The 21873-nt window shown below is 54.0% G+C and carries 15 protein-coding genes and 3 pseudogenes; 12 read left to right on the top strand and 6 right to left on the bottom strand.

The window, feature by feature from the left end:
* Nucleotides 1–26: 26 nt before the first annotated feature.
* Complete coding sequence (locus RHM60_RS15605; RefSeq protein WP_231422318.1) at nucleotides 27–1403, bottom strand: NorM family multidrug efflux MATE transporter; 1377 nt, start codon at nucleotides 1401–1403, stop codon at nucleotides 27–29.
* 229 nt (nucleotides 1404–1632) lie between these two features.
* On the opposite strand from RHM60_RS15605, the gene RHM60_RS15600 reads away from it, so the two are divergent.
* Entirely contained in the window at nucleotides 1633–3609 is a 1977-nt protein-coding gene (locus RHM60_RS15600) for a methyl-accepting chemotaxis protein (protein WP_322212174.1), read from the top strand.
* Between the two features lie 159 nt (nucleotides 3610–3768).
* Here RHM60_RS15600 and RHM60_RS15595 read toward each other — a convergent pair.
* Nucleotides 3769–4437, bottom strand: a pseudogene (locus RHM60_RS15595) (ATP-binding protein); the annotation flags it as partial.
* Between the two features lie 217 nt (nucleotides 4438–4654).
* On the opposite strand from RHM60_RS15595, the gene RHM60_RS15590 reads away from it, so the two are divergent.
* The 6 genes and pseudogenes from RHM60_RS15590 to RHM60_RS15570 all read left to right on the top strand — a co-directional run bounded on the left by RHM60_RS15590 (nucleotide 4655) and on the right by RHM60_RS15570 (nucleotide 10557).
* The gene (locus RHM60_RS15590; protein WP_241666019.1) at nucleotides 4655–5206 is read left to right on the top strand and encodes a TnsA endonuclease N-terminal domain-containing protein; all 552 of its coding nucleotides are present in this window, start codon (nucleotides 4655–4657) and stop codon (nucleotides 5204–5206) included.
* A complete protein-coding gene (locus RHM60_RS15585) occupies nucleotides 5203–7122 on the top strand; it encodes a Mu transposase C-terminal domain-containing protein (protein ID WP_137204106.1) in 1920 nt (639 codons plus the stop codon). The genes RHM60_RS15590 and RHM60_RS15585 overlap by 4 nt, the downstream gene beginning before the upstream one ends.
* Nucleotides 7119–8012: a TniB family NTP-binding protein gene (locus RHM60_RS15580; RefSeq protein ID WP_137204107.1), complete on the top strand. Its 894-nt coding sequence runs from the start codon at nucleotides 7119–7121 to the stop codon at nucleotides 8010–8012. The genes RHM60_RS15585 and RHM60_RS15580 overlap by 4 nt, the downstream gene beginning before the upstream one ends.
* Nucleotides 7964–8383, top strand: a pseudogene (locus RHM60_RS25710) (TniQ family protein); the annotation flags it as partial. The gene RHM60_RS15580 and the pseudogene RHM60_RS25710, both read left to right, overlap by 49 nt.
* 378 nt (nucleotides 8384–8761) lie before the next feature.
* Nucleotides 8762–9082, top strand: a complete 321-nt coding sequence (locus RHM60_RS15575; protein ID WP_241666020.1) for a hypothetical protein — start codon at nucleotides 8762–8764, stop codon at nucleotides 9080–9082.
* Between the two features lie 455 nt (nucleotides 9083–9537).
* Nucleotides 9538–10557, top strand: coding sequence for a hypothetical protein (locus RHM60_RS15570; RefSeq protein ID WP_241666021.1), 1020 nt, complete (start codon nucleotides 9538–9540; stop codon nucleotides 10555–10557).
* Between the two features lie 148 nt (nucleotides 10558–10705).
* Here RHM60_RS15570 and RHM60_RS15565 read toward each other — a convergent pair whose 3' ends face one another.
* Nucleotides 10706–11080 (bottom strand): hypothetical protein, encoded by a 375-nt coding sequence (locus tag RHM60_RS15565; protein ID WP_137204109.1) that lies wholly within the window; start codon nucleotides 11078–11080, stop codon nucleotides 10706–10708.
* 3 nt (nucleotides 11081–11083) lie between these two features.
* Nucleotides 11084–11929: a ParA family protein gene (locus tag RHM60_RS15560; RefSeq protein ID WP_137204110.1), complete on the bottom strand. Its 846-nt coding sequence runs from the start codon at nucleotides 11927–11929 to the stop codon at nucleotides 11084–11086.
* Between the two features lie 253 nt (nucleotides 11930–12182).
* Between RHM60_RS15560 and RHM60_RS15555 the strand changes: the two are divergent.
* Nucleotides 12183–12663, top strand: a pseudogene (locus tag RHM60_RS15555) (helix-turn-helix domain-containing protein); the annotation flags it as partial.
* A gap of 281 nt (nucleotides 12664–12944) precedes the next feature.
* Here RHM60_RS15555 and RHM60_RS15550 read toward each other — a convergent pair.
* Together RHM60_RS15550 and RHM60_RS15545 are read right to left on the bottom strand one after the other, a co-directional pair.
* The gene (locus RHM60_RS15550; protein WP_322212173.1) at nucleotides 12945–14684 is read right to left on the bottom strand and encodes a hypothetical protein; all 1740 of its coding nucleotides are present in this window, start codon (nucleotides 14682–14684) and stop codon (nucleotides 12945–12947) included.
* A 463-nt stretch (nucleotides 14685–15147) separates the two neighbouring features.
* Nucleotides 15148–16131, bottom strand: a complete 984-nt coding sequence (locus tag RHM60_RS15545; protein ID WP_137204112.1) for a toll/interleukin-1 receptor domain-containing protein — start codon at nucleotides 16129–16131, stop codon at nucleotides 15148–15150.
* Nucleotides 16132–16394: 263 nt separating this feature from the next.
* Here RHM60_RS15545 and RHM60_RS15540 point away from each other — a divergent pair, with 263 nt between their 5' ends.
* The 4 genes from RHM60_RS15540 to RHM60_RS15525 all read left to right on the top strand — a co-directional run bounded on the left by RHM60_RS15540 (nucleotide 16395) and on the right by RHM60_RS15525 (nucleotide 21836).
* Nucleotides 16395–16847, top strand: a complete 453-nt coding sequence (locus RHM60_RS15540) for a MerR family transcriptional regulator (RefSeq protein WP_137204113.1) — start codon at nucleotides 16395–16397, stop codon at nucleotides 16845–16847.
* Between the two features lie 333 nt (nucleotides 16848–17180).
* Nucleotides 17181–19979, top strand: coding sequence for an N-6 DNA methylase (locus tag RHM60_RS15535; RefSeq protein WP_194251641.1), 2799 nt, complete (start codon nucleotides 17181–17183; stop codon nucleotides 19977–19979).
* Nucleotides 19980–20053: 74 nt separating this feature from the next.
* Nucleotides 20054–20707, top strand: a complete 654-nt coding sequence (locus tag RHM60_RS15530; RefSeq protein WP_137204115.1) for a hypothetical protein — start codon at nucleotides 20054–20056, stop codon at nucleotides 20705–20707.
* A gap of 520 nt (nucleotides 20708–21227) precedes the next feature.
* Entirely contained in the window at nucleotides 21228–21836 is a 609-nt protein-coding gene (locus RHM60_RS15525) for an HAD family hydrolase (protein ID WP_137204116.1), read from the top strand.
* The last annotated feature ends 37 nt before the right edge of the window (nucleotides 21837–21873 follow it).

Below are 21873 nucleotides of genomic sequence, written 5' to 3'. Positions count from 1 at the left end.
GAGAGAGCAAGCCGCTTCCCACCGTTTTAACCAGGCAGTGCCGCCTGCCGAATCATCCGCTTGATCTTCGCTTCAAACGCCCAGGTCAGGCTCACCGCCGCACACGCCAATCCCAGCGCCAGCCCCCACCACACCCCTGTCGGCCCCCAGCCAAAGGTGAACGCCATCAACCACGCCGACGGCGCGCCGATCAGCCAGTAGCAACCGAGCCCCACCAGAAAGGTGGTCTTGGCGTCCTTGAGCCCACGGATGCAGCCCATGGCGATGGTTTGCACACCGTCGAACAGTTCGAACCAGGCCGCCACCGCCAGCAGGCTGACGGCCAGTACGATCACATCGTGGAACGCCGGGTCGTTGTGGTCGAGAAACAGACCAATCAGCGGGTCGGAATACAGCCACAAAACCCCGGCAAACCCCAGCATCACCACGCCGCCAAAGCCCATGCCTACGCGCCCGGCCGTACGCACCTTCAGCAATTGCCCGGCGCCGTAGTGCTGGCCGATGCGCATGGTCACCGCGTAGGACATACCCGCCGGGACCATGAACGCCACCGAGACGATCTGCAGGGCAATCTGATGCGCCGCCAACTGCGTGCTGCCCATGGTGCCCATGCACAGCGCCGCAAAGGCGAACAGCCCGACCTCCACCGCATAGGTGCCGCCAATCGGCAGGCCCAGGCGCCATAGCTCGCGCAGGTAATGGGTATTGAGGCGCAGCAGGCCGGTGCTCAGCGGGTAGGCGGCATAGACGCGGTTGCTGCGGATGTACGCCATCAGGGCCAGCGCCATGCCATTGGCGACAATGGCAGTCACCAGGCCGATGCCCATCAGGCCGAGCTTGGGCAGGCCGAACATGCCTTCGATCAATGCATGGTTGAGCAGGTAGTTGACCACCGTGCCGCCCAGGCTGATCACCATCACGGGCGTCGCCTTGCCGATGGCGCTGGTGAAGCCGCGCAAGGCCATGAAGCTCAGGTAGCCGGGCAGGGCGAACGGCAGCAGGGTCAGGAACTGCCCCGCCGAATGCACGTTGGTTTCGGTCTGGCCGAACATCAGCAGCACCGGCTTGAGGTTCCACAACAGCAAGGCCGCCGCCAACGCCATCAACCAGGCGAGCCACAGCCCGGCCTGGGTCAGGCGGGTGGCGCCTTCGATATCCCCTGCACCATGACGAATGGCGACCAGCGTGCCCACCGCCGCAATCACGCCGATGCAGAAAATCGCCACGAACGAATAAGTCGCCGCGCCCAGGCCACCACCGGCCAGGGCTTCCGGGCTCAGGCGGGCCATCATCAAGGTGTCGGTCAGCACCATCAGCATGTGCGCCAGCTGTGAGGCGATCAACGGCCCAGACAGCCGCAGAATGGCCCAGAGTTCGGTACGTGCCGCAGGCTGCATGATCATCACACTCGAAAAGGCGGAAGGATGGCGAAGGGGGATTCTCGGTGCTTTGCGCGCAATTGTAAAAAGAGATGAATGCAATCGTTTGCGTAATGCCCCCTTGATTCTCTCAAGTATTGGCAAACCCCGCCGAAGTAGGTGTGTCGGACCTTCACCCCGACGTTTCCCACTAGATAATTTGCCGAGCATCGCTATGAGATCAGGATGATCCTGGCCTCGGTCAGGAGCTGTCATGTCTCAACCTCGCGCCCGGATTGCCTCACAGTTAGGTCTCGCACTGGCCGTGATTCTGGCTGTCGCCATCGGCGGCAGTACCGTTTTCGCCTTGCGTTCTCTCGACTCCGCCAACCTTGCCACCCGCGAGGAGCATCTGGCCAGCGAGGCGCGATTGCTCGCCGATCAGCTCAATACCTTCCACAGCACCCTGCGCGAGAGCACGCAGCGCCTCACCGGCCTGTTTGAAAAGCGCTTCAGCGCCGGGTTGAGCGTGCGCGCCGATCAGATGATCGCCGTGGGCGGCGTGCAGACCCCGAGCCTGTTGCTGGGCAGCGATGTGCTCAACAACAACTTCACGGAAGTGGATGAGTTCAAGCAGATGTCCGGCGGTGTGGCCACGGTGTTCGTGCGCAGCGGCGACGACTTCATCCGCGTCAGCACCTCCCTGACCAAGCAGGACGGCAGCCGCGCCATCGGCACCGTGCTGGACCGCCAGGGCCCGGCCTATCAGCGCGTGCTCAATGGCCAGGTCTATATCGGCCGCGCCGTGTTGTTCGACCGCTCCTACATGACTCAGTACAGCCCGGTGCGCGACAGCAGCGGCAAGGTCATCGCCGTGCTGTTCATCGGCTTTGACTACACCGATGCGCAGGCCGCGCAGTTCGAAAACCTCAAGCGCTTCCGCATCGGCCAGACCGGTTCCCTGGCCCTGCTCGACGAACAGAAGCACTGGCTGGTGCCGCCCGCTGGCGTGCAGGCGCCGGATCAAGCAGTGCCGGTGATGCTGGACCTGGCGAAAAAGCCTGGCGCAGGCCGCTTCTGGAGTGACAAAAACGAAGATTTCTACAGCGTGTCGGTGCCCTTCGAGGGCGGCCCCTGGGCCGTGGTGGCGAGCATGCCGAAAGCCGAAATTCGTGCCGTGACCTGGGAAGTCGGCATGCGGCTGGTGATCGGCAGTGTGCTGGCGATGTTGCTGGCGGTGGGCGCAATCGTGTGGCTGTTGCGCAGCAAGCTGGCGCCGCTGAGCGACCTGGTGCGTCAGGCCGAAGCCTTGGGTGCGGGCGATTTGAGCGCACGCCTCAACGTCTCCAGCCATGACGAGATCGGCCAGTTGGCGCGCAGCTTCAACCAGATGGGCGAAGCGCTGTCGACCATGGTGTCGCAGATCCGCAAGGCGGCCGAAGAGGTCAACAGCCGTGCCCAGGCGTTGTCCGGGTTGTCGGGCAGTGCCTATGAAGGCATGGAGCAGCAGTCGGGTGAGATCACCAGCATGGCCGGCGCGGTGGAGGAGTTCAGCGCCACCTCCCTGAACATCGCCGACAACATGGGCAACACCGAGCGTCTCGCCCAGGAAAACGCCCAGCAAACCCGCATCGGCCGTACCTCGATGCAAGAGGCGTCGTCGTCTCTGGAACATATCGCCACCGCCCTGAACAGCACCGCCACGGTGATCAATACCCTCGGCCAGCGCTCCGAGGAAATCGGCGGCATTGTCGGTGTGATCACCGCCATCGCCGAACAGACCAACCTGCTGGCGCTCAACGCGGCCATCGAAGCTGCCCGCGCCGGTGAGCAAGGCCGTGGCTTCGCCGTGGTCGCCGACGAGGTGCGCAACCTGGCCTCGCGCACCCGCCAGGCCACCGATGAAATTTCCGTGATGATCCAGAGCATCCAGCAGGAAACCGGTAACGCCATCAGCACCATGGAACAAGGCAATGTCCTGATGCAGGAAGGCCTGTCGCGCAACGCCGACGTGGCCTCGGCCCTGGCGCGTATCGACGAGCAAAGCCGCTCGGCCGGTCAGCAGTTTGCCGCCATCACCACGGCTACCCAAGAGCAGAGCAGCACTGCGACGCTGCTCAGCAGCAATCTGCAGAGCATTGCGATGGCCAACAGCGAGCAGCGCGAAGTGGTGTCGAACCTGGCGATTACCGCCAAGGAGCTGGAGACGTTGGCGGCAGGCTTGCGCCATGAAGTGGACCGGTTCCGCTAAGACCTTACAGACACAATCAACTGTGGGAGGGGGCTTGCCCTAATGCCCCCTGTAGGAGCGGGCTTGCCCGCGAAAGCGGTGGATCAGTCAACGTCAATGTTGGCTGGGCCGACGTCTCCGCGGGCAAGCCCGCTCCCACAGTTGAGCCTGCGCCAAGGCTCAAGTGAGTGCTGCCGGGCGGTATTGCAGTGCCTCTTGCAGATGGTGACGCGCGATGGCGTCTTGTTGTTCCAGGTCCGCCAGCGTGCGCGCCACCTTGAGCAGCCGATGCGCCGCACGCAGGGACAACGTCAGCCGTTCGCAGGCCGTCTCCAGCCAGCGCTCGTCGACCTTTGTCAGCGTGCAGTGCTCGCGCAATCCCGGCAGGTCCAGAAAGGCATTTGCACACCCCTGGCGTTGCTGTTGACGCTCACGGGCCTCGGCTACTCGCGCCGAGACGGTGGCTGTTGTGTCACCGCCGTGTTGAATGGGGTTGAGAGCTGTGGTCTCCCGTGCCACGGTCAGGTGCAGGTCGATCCGGTCCAGCAACGGTCCGGAGAGCTTGTTGCGATAGCGCTGAACCTGTTCCGGCGTACAGCGACAGCGACCACTGGGCTCACCCATATACCCGCAGGGGCACGGGTTCATCGCCGCCACCAGTTGAAAGCGCGCCGGGAAGCTCACGCGGTCGCGGGCACGGGAGATCACGATGTGTCCCGACTCCAAAGGTTCGCGCAGCACCTCCAGCACCTTGCGATCAAACTCCGGCAATTCATCGAGGAACAGCACGCCATGGTGCGCCAGGGTGATTTCACCCGGTTGCGGTTTTGACCCACTGTGACATATGGCAATAGATGCAACGCAGCTACGCTGCTACCCGCATTCTGTCGTATGATTTACCCGAATAATATGCAACTCAAACCTATCAATAGGTGCAACTGGCCAGATTATGGATAGCAATAGCTGCAACCAGCCTCGGTTCTCAGTTGCGAGGCGCATAAAATCTACGACGCGTAGCCTTTCTGGAGTGTTTGCTTTTCGCGGACAGGGCGTTGCTTTCGAATCCATGCTTGAACGCGACTTCCTCAGTCGCATGGATTTCAGGAAGGACGTTCTGACTGTCGTATCGCAGCCGGTGCAACTGGATTTCGTTGCTCGCAGCGGCCGGTCTTACACCTATACCCCCGATTATCTTGTCCATTTCCATTCCCACACCCACCAGCTCCCCATGCTGGTGGAGGTCAAACCGGCTGAAAACTGGCGTGAGAACTGGCGCGACCTGTTACCAAAATGGAAGGCAGCGTTGCGGTATGCGAAGGAGCGAAGCTGGCGCTTCCATATCTATGACGAATCGCGGATCAGAGGCCAATCGCTGAAGAATATCCAGTACCTGGAACGATTTAAGAATGCGGATTACGCGGATCAGGATCTGGACGCCATTATTCGCACGGTCGCTTTCAAGGGCATTGCATCAATCAGCTATCTCTTGGCACTGCACTTTCAAGGCGCTGAAGCCTTGGGCAAGTCCCACATTTTTCATCTCATCGCGACCCGTGAGCTGGATTGCGACATTTCTGGGCCTCTGAGCGATTCCCTAGAGGTCATGGTGGCCGAATGAATGAATACGTGGTTGGACAGCCGCAGAGCGGGAAGATCGATCGGTCGTTCGTCAATATCGCGCCGGGCGAGCTTGCCTGCTACCAGAAAGAGGTATTTCGGATCACTCAGGTATTGGATTTTCAATCCGTGCTTGCGATCAATGTCGAAACCGGGCAACCGAAGGTGCTGCAAATCGGCGAGCTCAAGCCCTTTCTTGGAGACAAGGTTAAAGGACCGTATGCCGATTACGACTTGGAGGACATCGGTGCCGAGGAATGGGCCATTGCACAGAAACGCTACGCCGTCATTGCACCTCTTCTGGGCATCGACGGTCAGTCACGTAGCGTGGTCGAGCAACGTGCGAAAGATGCCGGTGTTGATGCCGTTACGGTTTACCGATGGCTGCGCCGTTACAAAGAGCAAGGCGAAGTGACCGCACTCATTCCGTTCAAGCGTGGATGGGGCAAAGGTCGTTCCAGGATCTCTGAAGGCGTCGAGAAGGTTATTGCGTCAACTATCGAAGATTTTTACCTGACCGAGCAACGCCCGGATGTTGCCTCGACAGTTTATGAAGTCCGAAAGCGTTGCAAGGCTTTGAAGCTGTCTCCTCCAACCGTGTCGACGGTGCAGGCGCGCATCAAGAAAATTCCTGATCGTATGCGTTTGCGAAGACGCGGCGATAAAGAGCTCGCGGGCAATAAATATGACCCGCGTCCGGGCGGGCTCAACACTGAGTACCCACTCCAGATCGTCCAGATCGACCACACGCCTGCGGACATGATCATTGTTGACGACGTCTACCGGCGTCCCATCGGTCGTCCTTGGTTGACTCTAGCAATCTGTGTCTACTCGCGAATGGTGACCGGCTATTACCTGTCGATGGATGCCCCCTCTGCGGTCTCGGTGGCAATGTGCGTTGTTCATTCCATCCTACCCAAGGAAAAGTGGCTGGCACTTCATGGGGTGGATGCTGAATGGCCGGTTTGGGGCAAAATGGGCACCCTGCACAGTGATAACGGCGCTGACTTCAAGACCAACAGCCTTGTGCAGTCTTGTGTGAATCACAATATCCGTCGTGACTTCAGGCCAAAGAGAAACCCGCAATGGGGCGGACACATTGAGCGCTGGATGGGCACGTTCGCCGGCATCAACAAAAAAGACCGGGGCGCTACCTTCAGCAATCCTGCCGAGCGTCGTGAATACGACTCTGAGAAGCAGTCGATCTACACGTTTGCAGAGTACGAGCAGCGGTTGGTCAGAAACCTCATCAAGTACAACAACAAGTTCCATGAAGAGATCGATATGGCACCGATCAAAAAATGGAATCTGGCGTTCTTCGGAGACAAAGAGCACGACCCTATTGTGCCGCTACCGCCCAGGGTCGCGGATCCTTGGGGTTTCCAACTCGACTTCTTGCCCTCGAAGCTGCGAACCATCCATCCCTATGGTGTGGAAATGGATGCGATGTATTTCGCTGAAGCACTTCGGCCGTGGATAGGTGCAACCGATTCCAAAACAGGCAAGGCCCGAAAATTCCTTTTTCGGCGCGACCCTCGGGACATCAACCGGATCTGGTTCTATGACCCAGCTTTGAAAGAACACTTCGAGGTGCCGATCATTCGAGGCCGATACGCCGGCGTTACGGTTGGTGAATACGTCAATGCCAAGAAAAAAGCGAGGAAAGCAGGACGCGACGCGGTGAACCACGACGTTATCGAACGGATGTTGGACGAGAACAAGCAGCAGGAGACTGAGGCTGCTGTGCGCACCAAGCAGGCCCGAAAAAGTGCTCAAAAGCGTACGAACAACACCAAGCAAACTACGCCGGCGCGGCCCACGCCACACGTTGAGCCTAAGTTTCCACCTACTGGTTTACCTGAATCGCCGCAGTTGTTGTCGGTTGATGAAGTGGATACGTTTGGAGAAGTTTGGTGACCGATTACGCTCATATCACACCCCAGTTCAGAGACGTGATGCAAAAGTCCGATCTTGATCGGCTCGCATTTCTGGATGAGCCGCGCTGGGTTGATTACCAGGCGGCTAATAACCTGATGGACATCCTCAACGGCCTGTTACGTAAGCCCGAGCGTCCTCGTATGCCAAACCTCATGCTTGTCGGTGAATCCAACACTGGCAAAACCACAGTGGTCACGCGGTTCAAGGAGCTATCAGGGCAGCCCTACATCAGCGATGATGCAGTGAGCGTGCGGCCCGTGATTTGCGCTGAAGTTCACAAGCCCGAGGAGCGAGAGCTTTATAACGCCATCCTCCGAGAGTTTTGGGCACCTCACAACCCCGTCGCGCCGTTGGAAAAACTTCGACATCAGGCTATCCATCTCTTGCGTGATGCGCGCACTCGCATGCTCATCCTTGACGAAGTGCATACGATTAATAACGGATCGGCTGCCAAACGTATGGATGTTATGAACGAGTTGAAGATGCTCTCGAACATTCTCCACATTCCTTTGGTGTTGGTCGGCACTCGAACGGCACTTCAGCTATTGGTGCTGGATTCGCAGTACTCAAGCCGGTTTGAGGTGGTCTCGCTGCCCAACTGGTCGGTCAATGTCGAATTCCAACGTTTCCTGAAAAGCTTTGAGTCAGTGCTCCCGCTCAAATTCGCTTCAAAACTGTACTCGCCGGAGCTCACCCCGCTCATTCACGCGATCTCCAATGGCAACACGGGCAACATCGAATACCTTTTACGTGAGTGTGCAAGAGAGGCGATCCGAAACGGCTCGGAAGTGATTGACCGTCGATTGCTGGAGAAAAACCAATGGATGCGTCCTACCAGCGCAGATGGGGTGCGGGAGCGAGTCCTGTAAATGCCGTGTGGCCATTGGTGCCACCTCTTCTCCAGGACGAGGTCATCTCATCTTGGTTGATGCGATGCGCTTTGGCGGAGGGGTGCGATGGAACAACGCTCACAGGCGAGGTCTGGCCAAGGCTGAGATTCTGGTGCCGCGATCCGGACAGGGAGTTACCCCTTGAGCAAGCCCACTGCTTAAGTCTGGTTTCGGGCATACCTGCAGCTGCGCTTCAGGCGGCCACTCTACAGCCGCTGTACGAGGCGATGACGGGGACACTCAACTTTCCAAGAGGCATAGCTCCCTGGTTTCTTTGTCTGGGATCTCGAAACCGACGCCGATGTGGCGGCCTTCAATACTGCCCAGAGTGCTTCAAGGAACAAATCCCTCATTACTTGATTCAGGATCGACTGGCCTGGCACAGCACATGCCCGGTGCATCAGGTGATCCTGCTTGATCGCTGTGAATGCTGCCAGGCACCTTTGTGCCCCCAGTTAATAAGCCCACCGAAAGAGACGCTTGGTCGGTGTCATCGGTGTGAATATGAGCTGCGCTGCGCGTCAACGGAGGGGGCAGAGGTCAATGCGCTGAGTTTTCAACGGGCAACCGACGGCCTATTTTCCCGACCAGCGCTACACTATGGCGATCACCTTCTGCTGCTGAAAGAATGGCTTGCGCTATCACGCTGGATGATTGCTATATTGCGCACCGCAGCGCGTGCACCCAGCTCCTGCGCGCAGATGTTTTTTCGTGAGCTTGGTGTCAACTTGACCGATCTTAAGCCCCCACCGACAGGCCTGCCGTTCGAGTATTTGTCACCCGCAGACCGCGCAAGCCTTCTGGCCAACGTGTGGAGCATGCTGGAAGTCGGTCCCGAACGATTGATGGCAGTGGCCGAACGCGAGCGCATCCGGCCGTCGCTGTTGCTGCCACGCGCTGGTGAATTACCCGTCTCACTTTCTGGGCTGGATGCAGTGCTGAAAAGCATGCGACACCGCAACAACCGCCAGTCTCCAATCGATAATCCGCGCTCTGTCAAAAGCGTGTTGATGAGGTGGCAACGATTGCTCAGGAAGTTTCAACGATGACGCCCTCTGAATTGTCGCTGCAATGCGATGAATGCCAATGCATCGCAACGAAGATTCATCGGGTCCACAATGGGCGGCGATTCTGCAACACTTGCTATGCCCGACTGTTCAAGCGCCGGTTGTGTTCGTGCTGTGGCAATTTCGGGCGGCTACCGATATTTGAAAAGGATGCAAAATGCATTCGCTGCGAATCGAAGGCGCCTTGTGTACGGTGCAAGCAGATCGGCAAGCCGGTTGGAGTGATGACGCCCTATGGCCCTGCATGCGCTAGCTGCGCTCATCACTTTTCCGAGCCTGAACCGTGTGAACGGTGCGGCAGAGTGTCTACGCGATTAACCCGAGTGCTTGCGACCGACCCCGATGTTCGTTGCTGTCCTCAATGCGCAAGAGAAGGCGCGGCAACATGCCCGGATTGCCGGCATCACCGTTTCTTGGTCCAGTGCGACGATGGTTGCATGCGGTGCAAGTTGTGCGCTGAAAAAGGCGAGGTCCAGTGCGCCACCTGCGCCCGGTTGATGCCGGCGGGACGCAAAAACGAATGCGAGAACTGCGCCTGGGAAAAGAGCCTCGATAGGCGCGCGCGTATTCATGTCGAGGTGTTTGACAATGCCAGCACGCGTCAACGCTTCAATGAGTTCTGTCAATGGCTCAAAAACCAGATGGGAGCTCACAAAGCTGCGCTGAAACTCAAACACTACGTCCCCTTTTTTAGTTTCCTGGATGCGCATCCCGTTGGATTGCCTTCGTACGTTTTTCTGCTTGAGCACTTCAGCGCCGAAGGCCTTCGCCGAATGCAGACCCCGATGCTATGGCTCAATACTCGGTACGGCGTCGCGGCCGATGAACAACTGCGCAAGGAGCATTCCGAAAAGCGCAGAATTGAAGAGATGATCGAATCGACGCCCGCCGGTGTCGGCCTAGACGCGTTGCTAGGATATTGGGCACATCTCCGGGCTAAGCAAGCCGATGGAAGCACGTCGATCAGCTCCGTTCGGCTCTCCTTGCGCGCCGCAAAAAATGTGTTGGCATCTGATTCCCAGCTGTTTGATATGTTGCCCACGCAGAAGACGGTCACGGCCTACCTCACGCAGACGCCCGGACAGCGTGCGGCTGCGCAGGGTTTTATCGGGTACCTGAACCGTACTCATAGTCTGAATCTTAAAACAGAGCTGAGCGAGCGTGCGGTCACACGGGCAAAAAAACATAAGTTGGAAGCGAAGCTGTACGCTCTATATTCCACTAATTGTGAAGGTGAAGCCTTCGAACGTACATGGATCAAGACCGCTCTGATGCTTTTGCACAGAGTGAAAAGCGTGAACAAGAAGGCGCTAACTTACGGTGCTCTGACTCAGCAGGGTGTGGATGGCTTTAACGTGGTGCTCAACGCAAAAGTCTACTGGGTTCCAGGCCCAACATCGGCTCCTTCCTTTGCGACCGAGTCCTCCGAGCGGCCAACTGCCGATTTCGATGAGTAGTTGATGATCTGCTTGGAGTGAACATCCTTGATTCGCCTTCGGTACCTCTCAGCGCTCGTAGGTGCTGAGTCATTTAGTTAGTTGAAAATGGGCAGGGTCGTGGAGAAGGTTTGGCTGCGCTGAGAAAATCAACGCAGCTGAAGTTGCTTTATTCTTGGTTTATAAATACATCTTTTGTTCTTTTTGTTACTTGGTCAGCAATGAACTCAGATAGTTTTTCGTTAGAGGTTAGCTTGGTTGCGCCAAGGCTATATTTTTTAATTATAAATTTTAATTCCTCTTTGTTAAATGCAGTGAGTTCTTTTTCGATTTCACTTTTCTTCTTCTCCTTGAATGAGTCGAAAATATTTAGATCTTCAACTTCTGCTCGGATTAGCTCTTTGGCTTTTTGTTCTTTTTGATTTTTTTCATAAAATGGCCTTAATAAGCTTAGAAGAATTTCTGGATTTTCTTCAATCGTTTCGCCGATTTCAGACAGTACCTTTCCAAATACTTCTATGTCTTTTCTGCTTATGTTTTTCATACTTTAATCTCCTACTCGCTCAAGAAACTCATTAGTGAGTGCGGTGATAATTCCTTTCGTGTCGTGGAAGTCCGGTTTTCTTTTGGCTGTAGCAGATGTTATGAATGGCCTTGAATCTACTGGTGCTTCAGCGACCGAGATTCTTTGAGGGAAATCATTTTTGAAAACGACTTCACTATAGTCGCCTGAGCGTAACTCTGTCATGGTGGACTTGTGCAAGTTCGTTCTATAGTCAACTTTTGTAAAAATAATTCCTGCTAACTCTATTTTGCAACTGTGCTTTCTTTTTTTGAAGGAGTTTATTCTGTTTAGTATCAGGCTTATACCGATTTTTGATAAAATATCTGGGACTGTTGGGACTATATAATAGTCACTAATACTTATTCCGTTTAATGTGATTGCACCAAGATTCGGTGGGCAGTCAATGAGTATGAAATCGTAATTTTCTTTTATGTTTTCAATTATATTGCCAAGCACGTCGACGTGACTGACATATGCTTTGTTGTCCATGTCAGGTATGTCATCCTGGATCTCTACTAGGTGTATGCTTGATGGTAATAAGTCTAATCCGTCTATGTCCCCGACATCGTTGAGTATGGCTTCATCTATGTTGAATTGGTTCTCACCTTTTAACATGTCATTGAACATGTGATATAACGTTTGCCCGCAGTCATGCCGATCTTGCCAGTCCTCCTGGTCGATTAGCGATACAGTGGCATTTGTTTGTGGGTCTAGGTCGATTACTAGAACCTTGTAACCGTCTGTTGCAAGAGTTGCAGCAATATTCACAGTGGTAGTGGTTTTTCCAACACCACCTTTTAGATTGATGAAGCTAACTACTTTTGTCATGACCTAATCCTTGTGGTATGAATTTATTATGATTTACTTTAATTTTAGAAGGTGTTTTTTTATCCGCACTCTCCACTCACTCAGACGCTACTATTTTGATGGCGTGGAGTCTAGATTTTTATGTGCAAAATTTTTAGCGGTATTAGATAGAGCAAAAAATGATCAACACCGCTCCTAGCGTCGTGAGCGGCTAGTTCATTTTCTAACGTGCAGCCACACACTGTGCAACCCTCACCACGAGATGGTTCCAGGCATGCCTCGTCCAATCGCTCCCCTTGCATTGCAACCCGCCGACGTTCTTACGCCTCAAGGCTGGCGGCGCATGGGTACTGTGGAGCAGAGCCTCGCTCAGCGGGCGCTGATACTGCTTTTGCTCAATGACGGGGGCCATCTGTGGGCAGTTACGGATCACGTCACCGACGGTGTCCAAGTGGCGAAAGCCTTAGCTGGAGTCGGGCATCGAAGGCATGAGCGACCTGCCGCGTAGCGGTCAGCCTTTGAAGCTTGGGGCTGAGAAAGTCAAAAAAATCCTGACCCTGACAACGCACCGGGTTCCCAAGGAAGCAACGCATTGGAGCGTCTGGTTGATGGCCAAGTACGCTCGCGTTACCACCTAGCAAGTCCTGCAAATCTGGGCTGCGTCCGATCTCAAGCTGCACCGACTGAATAAATTCAAGATCAGCAACGATGCGCACTTCGCTGAGAAATTCATTGATGTTGTCGAACTCTACCTGCGCTCTGGCAAAGCTGAGCGTGATAAAAATAAGCTAATGAACTAAGCGCTCAGGACAATAGCCTCCAGCGTTGATTAAAGGCATCAAGGCTTGCTGCCTTGGTGCTCGACCATTTTCCGTCATCCCTAAGTCTAGGCTGACAATGCTGCCACTAATCGCATGTACTGTTCTGCCTAAGCGCAGGTGAACTGAAATTATGGAGTTCATAATCTGATACTTATTGCCACGCCGTAGGGGGCACTGATTTACTTGGTCGCGCTTTCGTCAGGCATTCACGTGGTTTATCTGCATAGGATGCCAAAGTGGTAGAAAGCGTAGAATATCGTCGTACCGACATCCGGGTGGTGGCGGAATATGACGTACGGATGTTTAAAGGGTGTTTTCAGATTTCGAAAGTTACCCTTGGTAAATCGAATTTCGCAGCAGATTCTGGAGATCTCGACCAACGCCTCGGCGTCATTATTGATTTCTATCAGTAGCCCTGAAATTTTTTCTTCACCGTACACTGTTCCTTTTCGAATTTTCTTGCGCTGCAGCTCAAACAGATAGAAAGAGCGGCTACCAATCACGGCGCGTGCGACCAATATTCCTCGTCGACGGTTGGCATTTTCTTTGTAAGACAGCCAAGTTCGGTCTCCACCTTTAGGGGCTTCGGAATGGGCAAAGGCCGCAAGTGCCAGTAATCTAAGATCTGCGCTCTGTACGAAACCTTGGCGCTCTGACTGCCAAGCCAAGCTTGAAATGCGGTTATTGTCTTTCAAGCGTTGAAGCGATTCCCATACATCCTGGACTGCACCTCCATCCCCCAGAACGCGCTTCGCGACCGCGGTGAATTTGCCGACGTCTTTGTTGTAGCCCCGAGGGTCCCCGGTGGAGAGCATTTTGGCCGCTCCCGACGGAATCAGGTTGACATTTTTCTTAACGAGCGAACGCTCTTCATATGACACGGCATGGGGGCATTCTGGATGCAGGATTTGGAACCCTGGGTCTGGCTTTGACCAGTGGGCAGATCCTTGATCCGGTTCCTGACGGTCGGTGAGCGCAAAAGGATCCGTTGGCTTTGATACGTCAACCTTGACCCTGATCGTGTCGATAAGGGTCTCATCCTGCTCGGTGTCTTCCTTGGAGTATTTGACCCGTCTTATCTCGTAGGGATGATCCTGCGGCTGGCTCATGCCAGTGATTTCGTAGCACAGAAATGAATTGTTATTGTTGATCCAGCGGCCACGCACCTTCAGTTTTGCAGGGCCTTGGAACCAGGGTTTGACTCGAAGGCTCGTCTCTTTCATGCGCTTGCCGTGTGCATTGTCCAGCTCTGCGTAAATCCGTTTTGCAGTATTTTCTGCGTATTCATCGTATTGAGCATATGCCAGAAATAACCCATCGTCGTTGGGAACATGGGGTTGTGGTCGCACAACCCAAGAGTGGGGATTTTTCGTGGTGTCGGCATAGAGAAGCTCAAGCACCTTTGGCCACGGGTACGTCGTCAGTATTCTGGCCATGTCGGAAGTACTGCCATAACACCGGTACAAGAATTCGATACAGGGAACCAGGAGGTTTTTGTTCCCCGATATGGGGAAGCTGAGAAACTCGGTCAGTACCTTATCCGTTGGTTGGCTTCGAAGCGGATAGTCGTTCTTAAAATATGAAACAGGTTGGTGATTGCCCTGGATACTGATGTAAGACCAGGTGCCGGTAGTGAAGTCCACAGAAAACTCACGGTCTTTACCAAGGTCGGTTTCAGCAATGCATTTTCCCCTTTGCCAAATCGTCCCCAACCGAAAGCTTCCTAGACGGCTCACGCCGATTCGTGCTTCTGTCACGCCTGCGGGATCATCATTACGATCTAGAAACCGAAAGATGACGTCCACGTACGGAATGCTTTCAGCTTCGAAGTTTTTTCTGATGCGCTCGTAAGACCAAACCACCACCGTTCCGTTGCGGATATGCTTAATGGCTTCGCCGTCATTAGTAGTGCATAGATTGTTGCGGGGCGGGACTCGCTTAATTCGTTGGATCAATTCGCAGCTCCGAATATGCAGGGGTATCAAGCTCGTCGCTGATTATTGGCTGACTAAACAAGACTCCTGGCCTACTTCACATATCGTCTTCATTCTGTTTGAAGCTCCTCCAGAGGAGCCGTACGTTACCTGCAAAACGATGCAGCACCAAGTTGTGAGCTGAGGTGCGCGCTGAAGCGCAATGTCCTCATTGATACTCTTATCAACGCACGTCAGCGATTGCGTCTGAGCTTGAGGGTGAGAGTGTTTCGGCTGGTAGTCAAAAGGCATATCTCAAGGCTTTACCTTATAGTGGGACGGTAGCTACTTACACCTTCATCGCGATTAAGGGAGTAACGCATCGGGCGAATGGTGTTGCTCAGTTAGGCTTCGTAGGTTGTATGTCGCAGTCTCACCAAGGGGGCAGTACGTCGGACGAAGGGCCGTGGCCCTTAGCTCTGGGATTAAAGCGTTATGCTGCTTGTCACGAGGCGACTTCGAGATCCGTATCTGATGCGTCTAATAGCATCTCCAGTGCTTCGTAACCCTCATCGCGGCGCATCATGAATCCAACGATGTCTTCCGCATCAAAACTGAATGGCTCGGTAATCATGACCGTTCTGAAGAACGTATTAGCGAGCACGACGCCTCCCTGATTTAGGAATTTTTGTTCGTTCTCGCCGGTTAGCTGCTCAAAGAATGTAGACAACACTGCTGTCGCGAGTGGACGCATATCGATTGACGAGGACGATAGCTCCCAATGCCAGCGACCCTTGGTTGGGCAGAACGTAGGGCCGTCGTCGTTGAGCATGTAATTCCAGTGATCGCTTTCCCACATCCACTGTGCCGGCAGCAATGGATGGGGTGCCGCATCTTGTCGATAAATCATCACCTCGTGGGTGCGGCCATTACCCCAGATCGTCACTGGGCGCTTGCGCAGGAAGTCGAGTGCGCGCTGGCGTAACTTGAAAGCAGCCAGTTGAGAGTTGATGCCGTTTTGTACCTGTGCCGGTTTCATACCTTCGGCCACGCTCATTACAGCCATCCCGAGATCGATGTTCAGTTGGTGTAGGGGTTGCAGATTTAGGTAGAGGCGACCAGCCAGAGGGGCGGGCAGATTGTCAGTACATCCGTTTTCAAGGATGAGAGGGACGATACGAACTCCTGGCTCCTCGGCAATCTTGGCCAGCATCTGCAATTCGCGGAACAGTCCCGAGCCCACTTGATGAGCGGCCCTCACATAGTCCTGGTCACATAGGCACAGGATCAGTATCGGGCGGTTAGCCAATGCCTGAGCAATTACACCATCGATTGATTCCCCATAGGCAATACTGTCGCGATCCCAAAATACGTCGTGGTTCCAATCCACACTGCTAACGATGCGCTGACGTACCCATTCCTTGTTTTCTAATTCATTGCCCCATGCATAGGAAATGAAGATCGAGCCACGGTTTTCTACTTCTGTCATTTTTCACTTTCTGAGAGTTGTTGAGAGCGGCAACAGCCAGGCCGCTTGACTGGATTGACGGCAGAGGAGCAAGCACCAATGAAGGAGATCCTACTTGGAGAAAACTAGAGCAGCTATCGGTGTCATGTGCGCTCGCGAAACGCAAAAGATTTCTCGGAAGAGCGACGTCGGCTCTGCGTCCGTCTACTCAGCGTGCATGGTTACGTGATTAGCGCTATTCTAATTCGTGGATAGCAACGAATTAAAATGGGTATACTCCCGATATGAGATTTGTACCTGCCCAAGTCAAAGAAGCCATCGGAATCTCAGAAGAGACATTCCGGCATTGGCGACAGACACTTTCACCTCTGAAAGGGAAGCGTGGTTACGGCCCTTGTTTTTCCTCTGGCGATCTACTCTCGCTTAAGGTCGTGGCTCAACTGCATGCATTGGGTATTCAAGTGCGCCACGTCGCCCCCTATGCTGATGCTTTATTCCAGAGCTGCTCTCAAGTGGCCTGGTTTGGTCTTGAGGACAAGGCGGTTGTTTTCGATGGGACGTCCGTTGAGTTGATTGGCTTAGCTGCTGAGCCGAAATGGAATGTGTGCGCTCGCATCGTGATACCGCTTAGCCCGTTGATCTCAGCGCTTCGTAAATGTCTCTCTGTTGATGAGGCGAGCCCTCAGTCCAATTTAGTGTTTCCTCCGCTCGAAATGATGAAAGGAAGGCCGGGGTGATGCCAATACAAAGCTGCTCATCACGTTGCTTGCGGGTAGAGAAACCACTCTACACAGTGCAAAAACAGGGAAAAGTTGACGATGTTGCCTGCTGAGTTAACCCGCCAAACCATTGCTACTGCCTTGGGCACAAAGCCTGAGACAGTGGTGACTTTTGCGCAGGCGTCATTTGCACTTCGGCCAGAGCACCTAGATTTCTTGGGTCTGGTCAATGCGTACGCTCGTGAGGAACCTACACCGGATGCAGTGGTGCTTAAGGACGATCAGCCACTGTTTTACATCTGGGATCTTAGACATGAGCCCCTGCAGCATTCTCAAGATCGATGCCGGGACATGTCTCGACTAGCACTCAGGGCGGATGCTCCCTATGTCGTATTTCTGCGTCCTGGCAGTGTGCAGGTTTACGCACTAGGGCAAGCTCGGGATGTAAATGCCTCTCCGCTATTGGAGACTGCAGAGCTGCATCCAGGTCTGCTTGCCAAACTTGCCTTTGGGGATGTATCGGCACGCTCAGACGGTATCAGTACGCACGCCCTAATGCTTGAGTTGCTGAATGTCGTCACTGAGGAGTTGATTGAGTTCCGAGGAGTCAGTGCAACTGAGGCTTTGGCATTGACGGGGCGAGCAATTTTTCTTCGATTCCTGCACGACCGGGGAATTCTTAAGGATCAAAATCCGTTCCCTGGCGTGCCGCGTTTTATGGATTGCTTGTCTACGCCAGAGTTCGCCGCGATCAGTTCGGCGTGGCTTGACGAGACTTTTAACGGCGATTTGCTGACCCTCCCGAATGATGGAAGTGAGTTCTATTTCAAGGGACTGAATGTCATCAACGGTACCTCGGCTTTGGACGATCTGAGCGCGATAATCAGAGGCGACAAGCCGGTGGGTGGTGGTGCTTATCAGACGCAGTTTTCTTGGAGCGATCTTCACTTTGCCTATATTCCCGTAGGCCTCCTCAGTCAAGTGTATGAGGAGTACATCCATCGCTTTGAGACGGCAACTGCCAAAGCGCAGAGTGTCTATTACACGCCCCGGCACTTGGCAGAGTACGTCGTAGACCAAGCATTGGGTATGCTGGGCGAAGAAGCCTACAAGGCCAAGGTATTAGACCCTGCTGCAGGTGGTGGCGTGTTCCTGCTTGCTGCATTTCGACGACTTGTCCAAGGATACTGGCGAGCTACCGGCAAGCAGCCAACTACGAAAGTTATACGGCACATACTGAACAACCAGTTGGTTGGAATGGACATCAACCCGGCAGCACGTCAGTTGAGTGCTTTGGCTTTGTATTTGACCGCTTTGGAGCTGGATCCTGATGTCGCCAAGTTGCAGGATCTAAAGTTTGATCATCTCCAAGGGCGGGTATTGCTTGACGCCGAAAACTGGGTAGATGAGACCAGTGGCCTGCATTTAGGCAGTTTGAGTAGTCCGGCCAACGAGTTCTTGTGCGGACAGTTTGATGTGATCGTCGGTAATCCACCCTGGACCTCCGTTGCCGCGCCCAAGCAAAAGAAAGCGTTTGACCAAGTCTCGCGTCAGGCAATGGTAGAGCGTGGCATCACTCCGGTGGCCAATCCTGATGGGGTGCCAGATTTGCCATTCGTTTGGCAGTCCACCCGCTGGGCAAAGCCCGATGCCGTGTTGGCTTTCGCTCTCCATGCCCGTTTACTGATCAAAACGACACCGCAGGGGCTGGATGCGCGCAAGGCGCTTTTCAGCGGATTGGATGTCAAATACGTTCTGAACGGAATGGAGCTGCGTAATACCCCGGTTTGGCCTAGCAACGCCGCATATTTCTGTCTTCTTTTCGCGCGCAATCGCGCCGCTGAGGCGGGAAGTCAGTTCTATGCAGTGACACCTGCAATTGACCGAGTGCTCAATGCAGAGGGCCGTATACGTATCGATCACAAAGATGCATGGGCATCTGATGCCGATATGGTCGGTCAAATGCCTCATCTGTTTAAAACGCTCGCAAAAGGGAATGGATTGGATGTTGCGTTGCTGGAGAAAATACAGCGTGACGTTAAGCGGTCTCCCAAGAGTTCCGAAAAGCGTGGGCCTGGCGTGCAACCCGATGCGCATCGGCCAACGTTAAGAGCATATGCCGATAGTGTCGGCATCCACCATGGCCATGGATATCAGACCAGTAGCGAAGAAGAAGACGCTGGGTTTCTTACTGGGTTGCCGATGATGCCGGATCCTAGGGATGCGCTATGGCACGTAGTACCAACTCAAGATTTGCTCCCGTTCGAACTTGAGCGCGTGCACCGCAAACGCCATTCCAATATCTATGATCCGCCGTTGGTGTTGCTGAGGAAGTCACCTAGTACTCAGGACAACGCGCCTACAGCAATGCTGGCTCTTGACCGAGTCGCCTATCGCGAATCTTATATTGGATACAGCTGCGCAGCAGTGGCAGAGCCTCATCTTATGTCCGTGTACCTGTGGGCTTTGATGAACAGCAAGCTGTTTCTGTACTACGCATTGATGACCAGCAGCATCTTTGGCTGCGAGCGAGAAGCTATACAAAAATCGGATATCGAGCAATTTCCGGTGATCCCGCTCGATTCGCTACCTAAGAAGAGTATCGATCTCTTACACGAACTCCTCGCGCAGGCCGAATCTCGTGAGTTCGTAATGCGGGACGTTGATTCGATTGTCAGCGCTATCTATCGATTAGCACCGGCGGATATCACTCTCGTTGAGGACCGCCTGTCCACTGCTCTTCCTTTCTCTCGGGTTAAACGATTCGCTGTGTCCCCACCCAATGACGCGGATGTAAACCGATACCTAGAGTCGCTTGAAAAGATCCTTACGCCTTTCGATCTTAGTGATGAACCTCTTGAGCTAACTGCATACCCACAGAGTCCGCTTTCACCATGGCGATTCATAAGAGTCGGGGAACGCAGTCTTGATGACATGCCCAAAACTTCTGATTTGCTTGGGGCGTTGAACATGGCAGATGACATGGGATGTACACTTGTGGAGTTCCATCAGGAGAGCGCTGTCTATTTAGGCATCTTGAATCAGCGTCGATACTGGACCCGAACCGCTGCACGTACGCTTGCTTTGGACTTAATCAAACGTAACGATGCAATCCTCAACCGTGTGACAAGGAGCAGGGTCGCTAGATGATTGGTCCACATGGAAGTCCTGGAAAATTGATCTCGGGTAACGCCGGATTCCCCGTTAGGGTCTCCCCGAATATCTTGGCCGTAGTGATCCAAGCATTGCAGCAGGCATGGACAGTTATCTGCTCAGACCCGACAGAGCACCTCTCGCCTATTACGCCAGGCAATCCAGAGGAAGATCGCTACACGGACGCTCTTTGCGAAATACTTTCTCATTTTCTGGATTCTGATGACTGTCCTATTGATGGTTTTACTTCCGATGTGTTTGAAAATGTGGAGCGCTCACCCAATATTGGAAACTTCGATTTAAAAGTCATCAACAAACAGCCGGACCTCGTGATCCGTCTTGCGAATCGTCCGATCTCTAATACTCGCCGTTACGTTGGCATATTTGCTGAGACAAAAGTCGTATCCCAAAAGAAAAGTCTCACTAATTACACCAGGGAAGGCGTTTCTCGATTTGTGCGTGGTGATTATGCTTGGGCAATGCAAGATGGGCTCATGATCGCGTATCGAAAGCAGCCCCATCGGGGAATAGCTACGCTAGAGGCACCGCTGAAAAAGGATAAGTCATTGCTGGTAATTCAAGACAATGCTCAGCATCTCATTCAGTCCGGGCTGCCGGTGCCTGCCTGTGGCAAGACCACGCATGAGCGTCAGTGGAATTACCAAGCCGGCGGGGAACCTGGGGAGATTAGCCTCTGGCATCTCTGGGCTTTCGATATTCCTTAGCCTTGTTGTCGTCGCGGAGCTTCCCGCAAGTATGTCTGTGAGTAGCTCTTTGTCTTCAATCGATTAGAACTCACGATGCTCCCCGCGCCCGCTCATCGGCTTTCTTGCGAGTTTTCTAGGGGCGGCAGCACGGTGATTACGTCACATCCTTGACCGTGCGCGGGACCAGTACGAAGATTACAGTCGTGGAGAGCCATTCTCAGAGATCCATCGTTTTGTAAGTGCTCTGGCTGTTTTTTAGCTGATCGAAGGTCTGATTTATGAGTAGTCCACGCAAACGACCAAACCCTAGCCGGCCTAAGACAGCTGCGGTAGCTCGCATCGAGAGTTTGAGGCGGGTTGTAGCGAAGTCCAATCGCACGGATATTCAGTTGCTTGATCGATTGGCATGCGCACTGTCGCTCGAGCCTGTGGGGCCTTTGGCAGGTAAAGTTACAAGCGGCTTGGAGAATGATTGTTTGGAATAGGCTGAATTTTTCAAATTGTCTAGAAACGCATCCTTTCGAGAACCTGTGCTTTTATGCCCATTCCCGCGGTCATCTTCGACGCCTTCGGCACGCTCATAAAGATCAGTAAAGGCAGTAGCCCTTACCGAAAAATCCTTAAAATCGGGATTGAGCAGGGGCGCCGCCCTCAGCCACGCGATGGAGAATACATCCTGTCTTTGCCTATGGACTTGCGCCAGGCTGCTGATTTTTTCGGGATTAGTATCGATCCATCAGTGATGGGTTGTTTGGAGTCAGGCCTCAATCGTGAACTTGCTGACATCCAAGCCTACTCGGATGGCATTCATGCCGTTCGACTGCTGCAAGACGCGGGCGTTAAGGTAGCGGTTTGTTCAAATCTTGCAAAACCCTATGCGGCGGCCATTGAACGCCTCTATCCAACACTCGATGGATACTCCTACAGCTTTGAGATTGGCGCTGTTAAGCCCTCTTTCAAAATATACAGCCATGCGATTCACGCTGTATCGGCTTCGCCTACAGAGGTTTGGATGATTGGTGATTCCAAAGAGTGCGATTGCGATGGCCCAAGTGCGTTCGGGATGAGAGGGTTCTGGCTGGATCGGCAGGGCCGAAGCATCTATGGTTCTCTAGATCAATTTGCCGAAGCTGCGCTTGGCTATTAGCTAATACCTATGCCGCTGGTGGAATGCCTTAGTGACC

The organism is Pseudomonas sp. MH9.3 (assembly GCF_034354675.1).
In the GTDB taxonomy this organism is placed as follows: Bacteria; Pseudomonadota; Gammaproteobacteria; order Pseudomonadales; family Pseudomonadaceae; genus Aquipseudomonas.
Note: the sequence above shows the minus strand (reverse complement) of the source record. Positions and strands in the feature narration are given on the sequence as shown.

Excerpts from the sequence above, each read along its gene's own strand:
- RHM60_RS15605 (WP_231422318.1), bottom strand. The coding sequence starts at position 1,403 with ATGATCATGCAGCCTGCGGCACGTACCGAACTCTGGGCCATTCTGCGG.
- RHM60_RS15600 (WP_322212174.1), top strand. The coding sequence starts at position 1,633 with ATGTCTCAACCTCGCGCCCGGATTGCCTCACAGTTAGGTCTCGCACTG.
- RHM60_RS15590 (WP_241666019.1), top strand. The coding sequence starts at position 4,655 with ATGCTTGAACGCGACTTCCTCAGTCGCATGGATTTCAGGAAGGACGTT.
- RHM60_RS15585 (WP_137204106.1), top strand. The coding sequence starts at position 5,203 with ATGAATGAATACGTGGTTGGACAGCCGCAGAGCGGGAAGATCGATCGG.
- RHM60_RS15570 (WP_241666021.1), top strand. The coding sequence starts at position 9,538 with ATGCGGTGCAAGTTGTGCGCTGAAAAAGGCGAGGTCCAGTGCGCCACC.
- RHM60_RS15565 (WP_137204109.1), bottom strand. The coding sequence starts at position 11,080 with ATGAAAAACATAAGCAGAAAAGACATAGAAGTATTTGGAAAGGTACTG.
- RHM60_RS15560 (WP_137204110.1), bottom strand. The coding sequence starts at position 11,929 with ATGACAAAAGTAGTTAGCTTCATCAATCTAAAAGGTGGTGTTGGAAAA.
- RHM60_RS15545 (WP_137204112.1), bottom strand. The coding sequence starts at position 16,131 with ATGACAGAAGTAGAAAACCGTGGCTCGATCTTCATTTCCTATGCATGG.
- RHM60_RS15540 (WP_137204113.1), top strand. The coding sequence starts at position 16,395 with ATGAGATTTGTACCTGCCCAAGTCAAAGAAGCCATCGGAATCTCAGAA.
- RHM60_RS15535 (WP_194251641.1), top strand. The coding sequence starts at position 17,181 with ATGTCTCGACTAGCACTCAGGGCGGATGCTCCCTATGTCGTATTTCTG.
- RHM60_RS15525 (WP_137204116.1), top strand. The coding sequence starts at position 21,228 with ATGCCCATTCCCGCGGTCATCTTCGACGCCTTCGGCACGCTCATAAAG.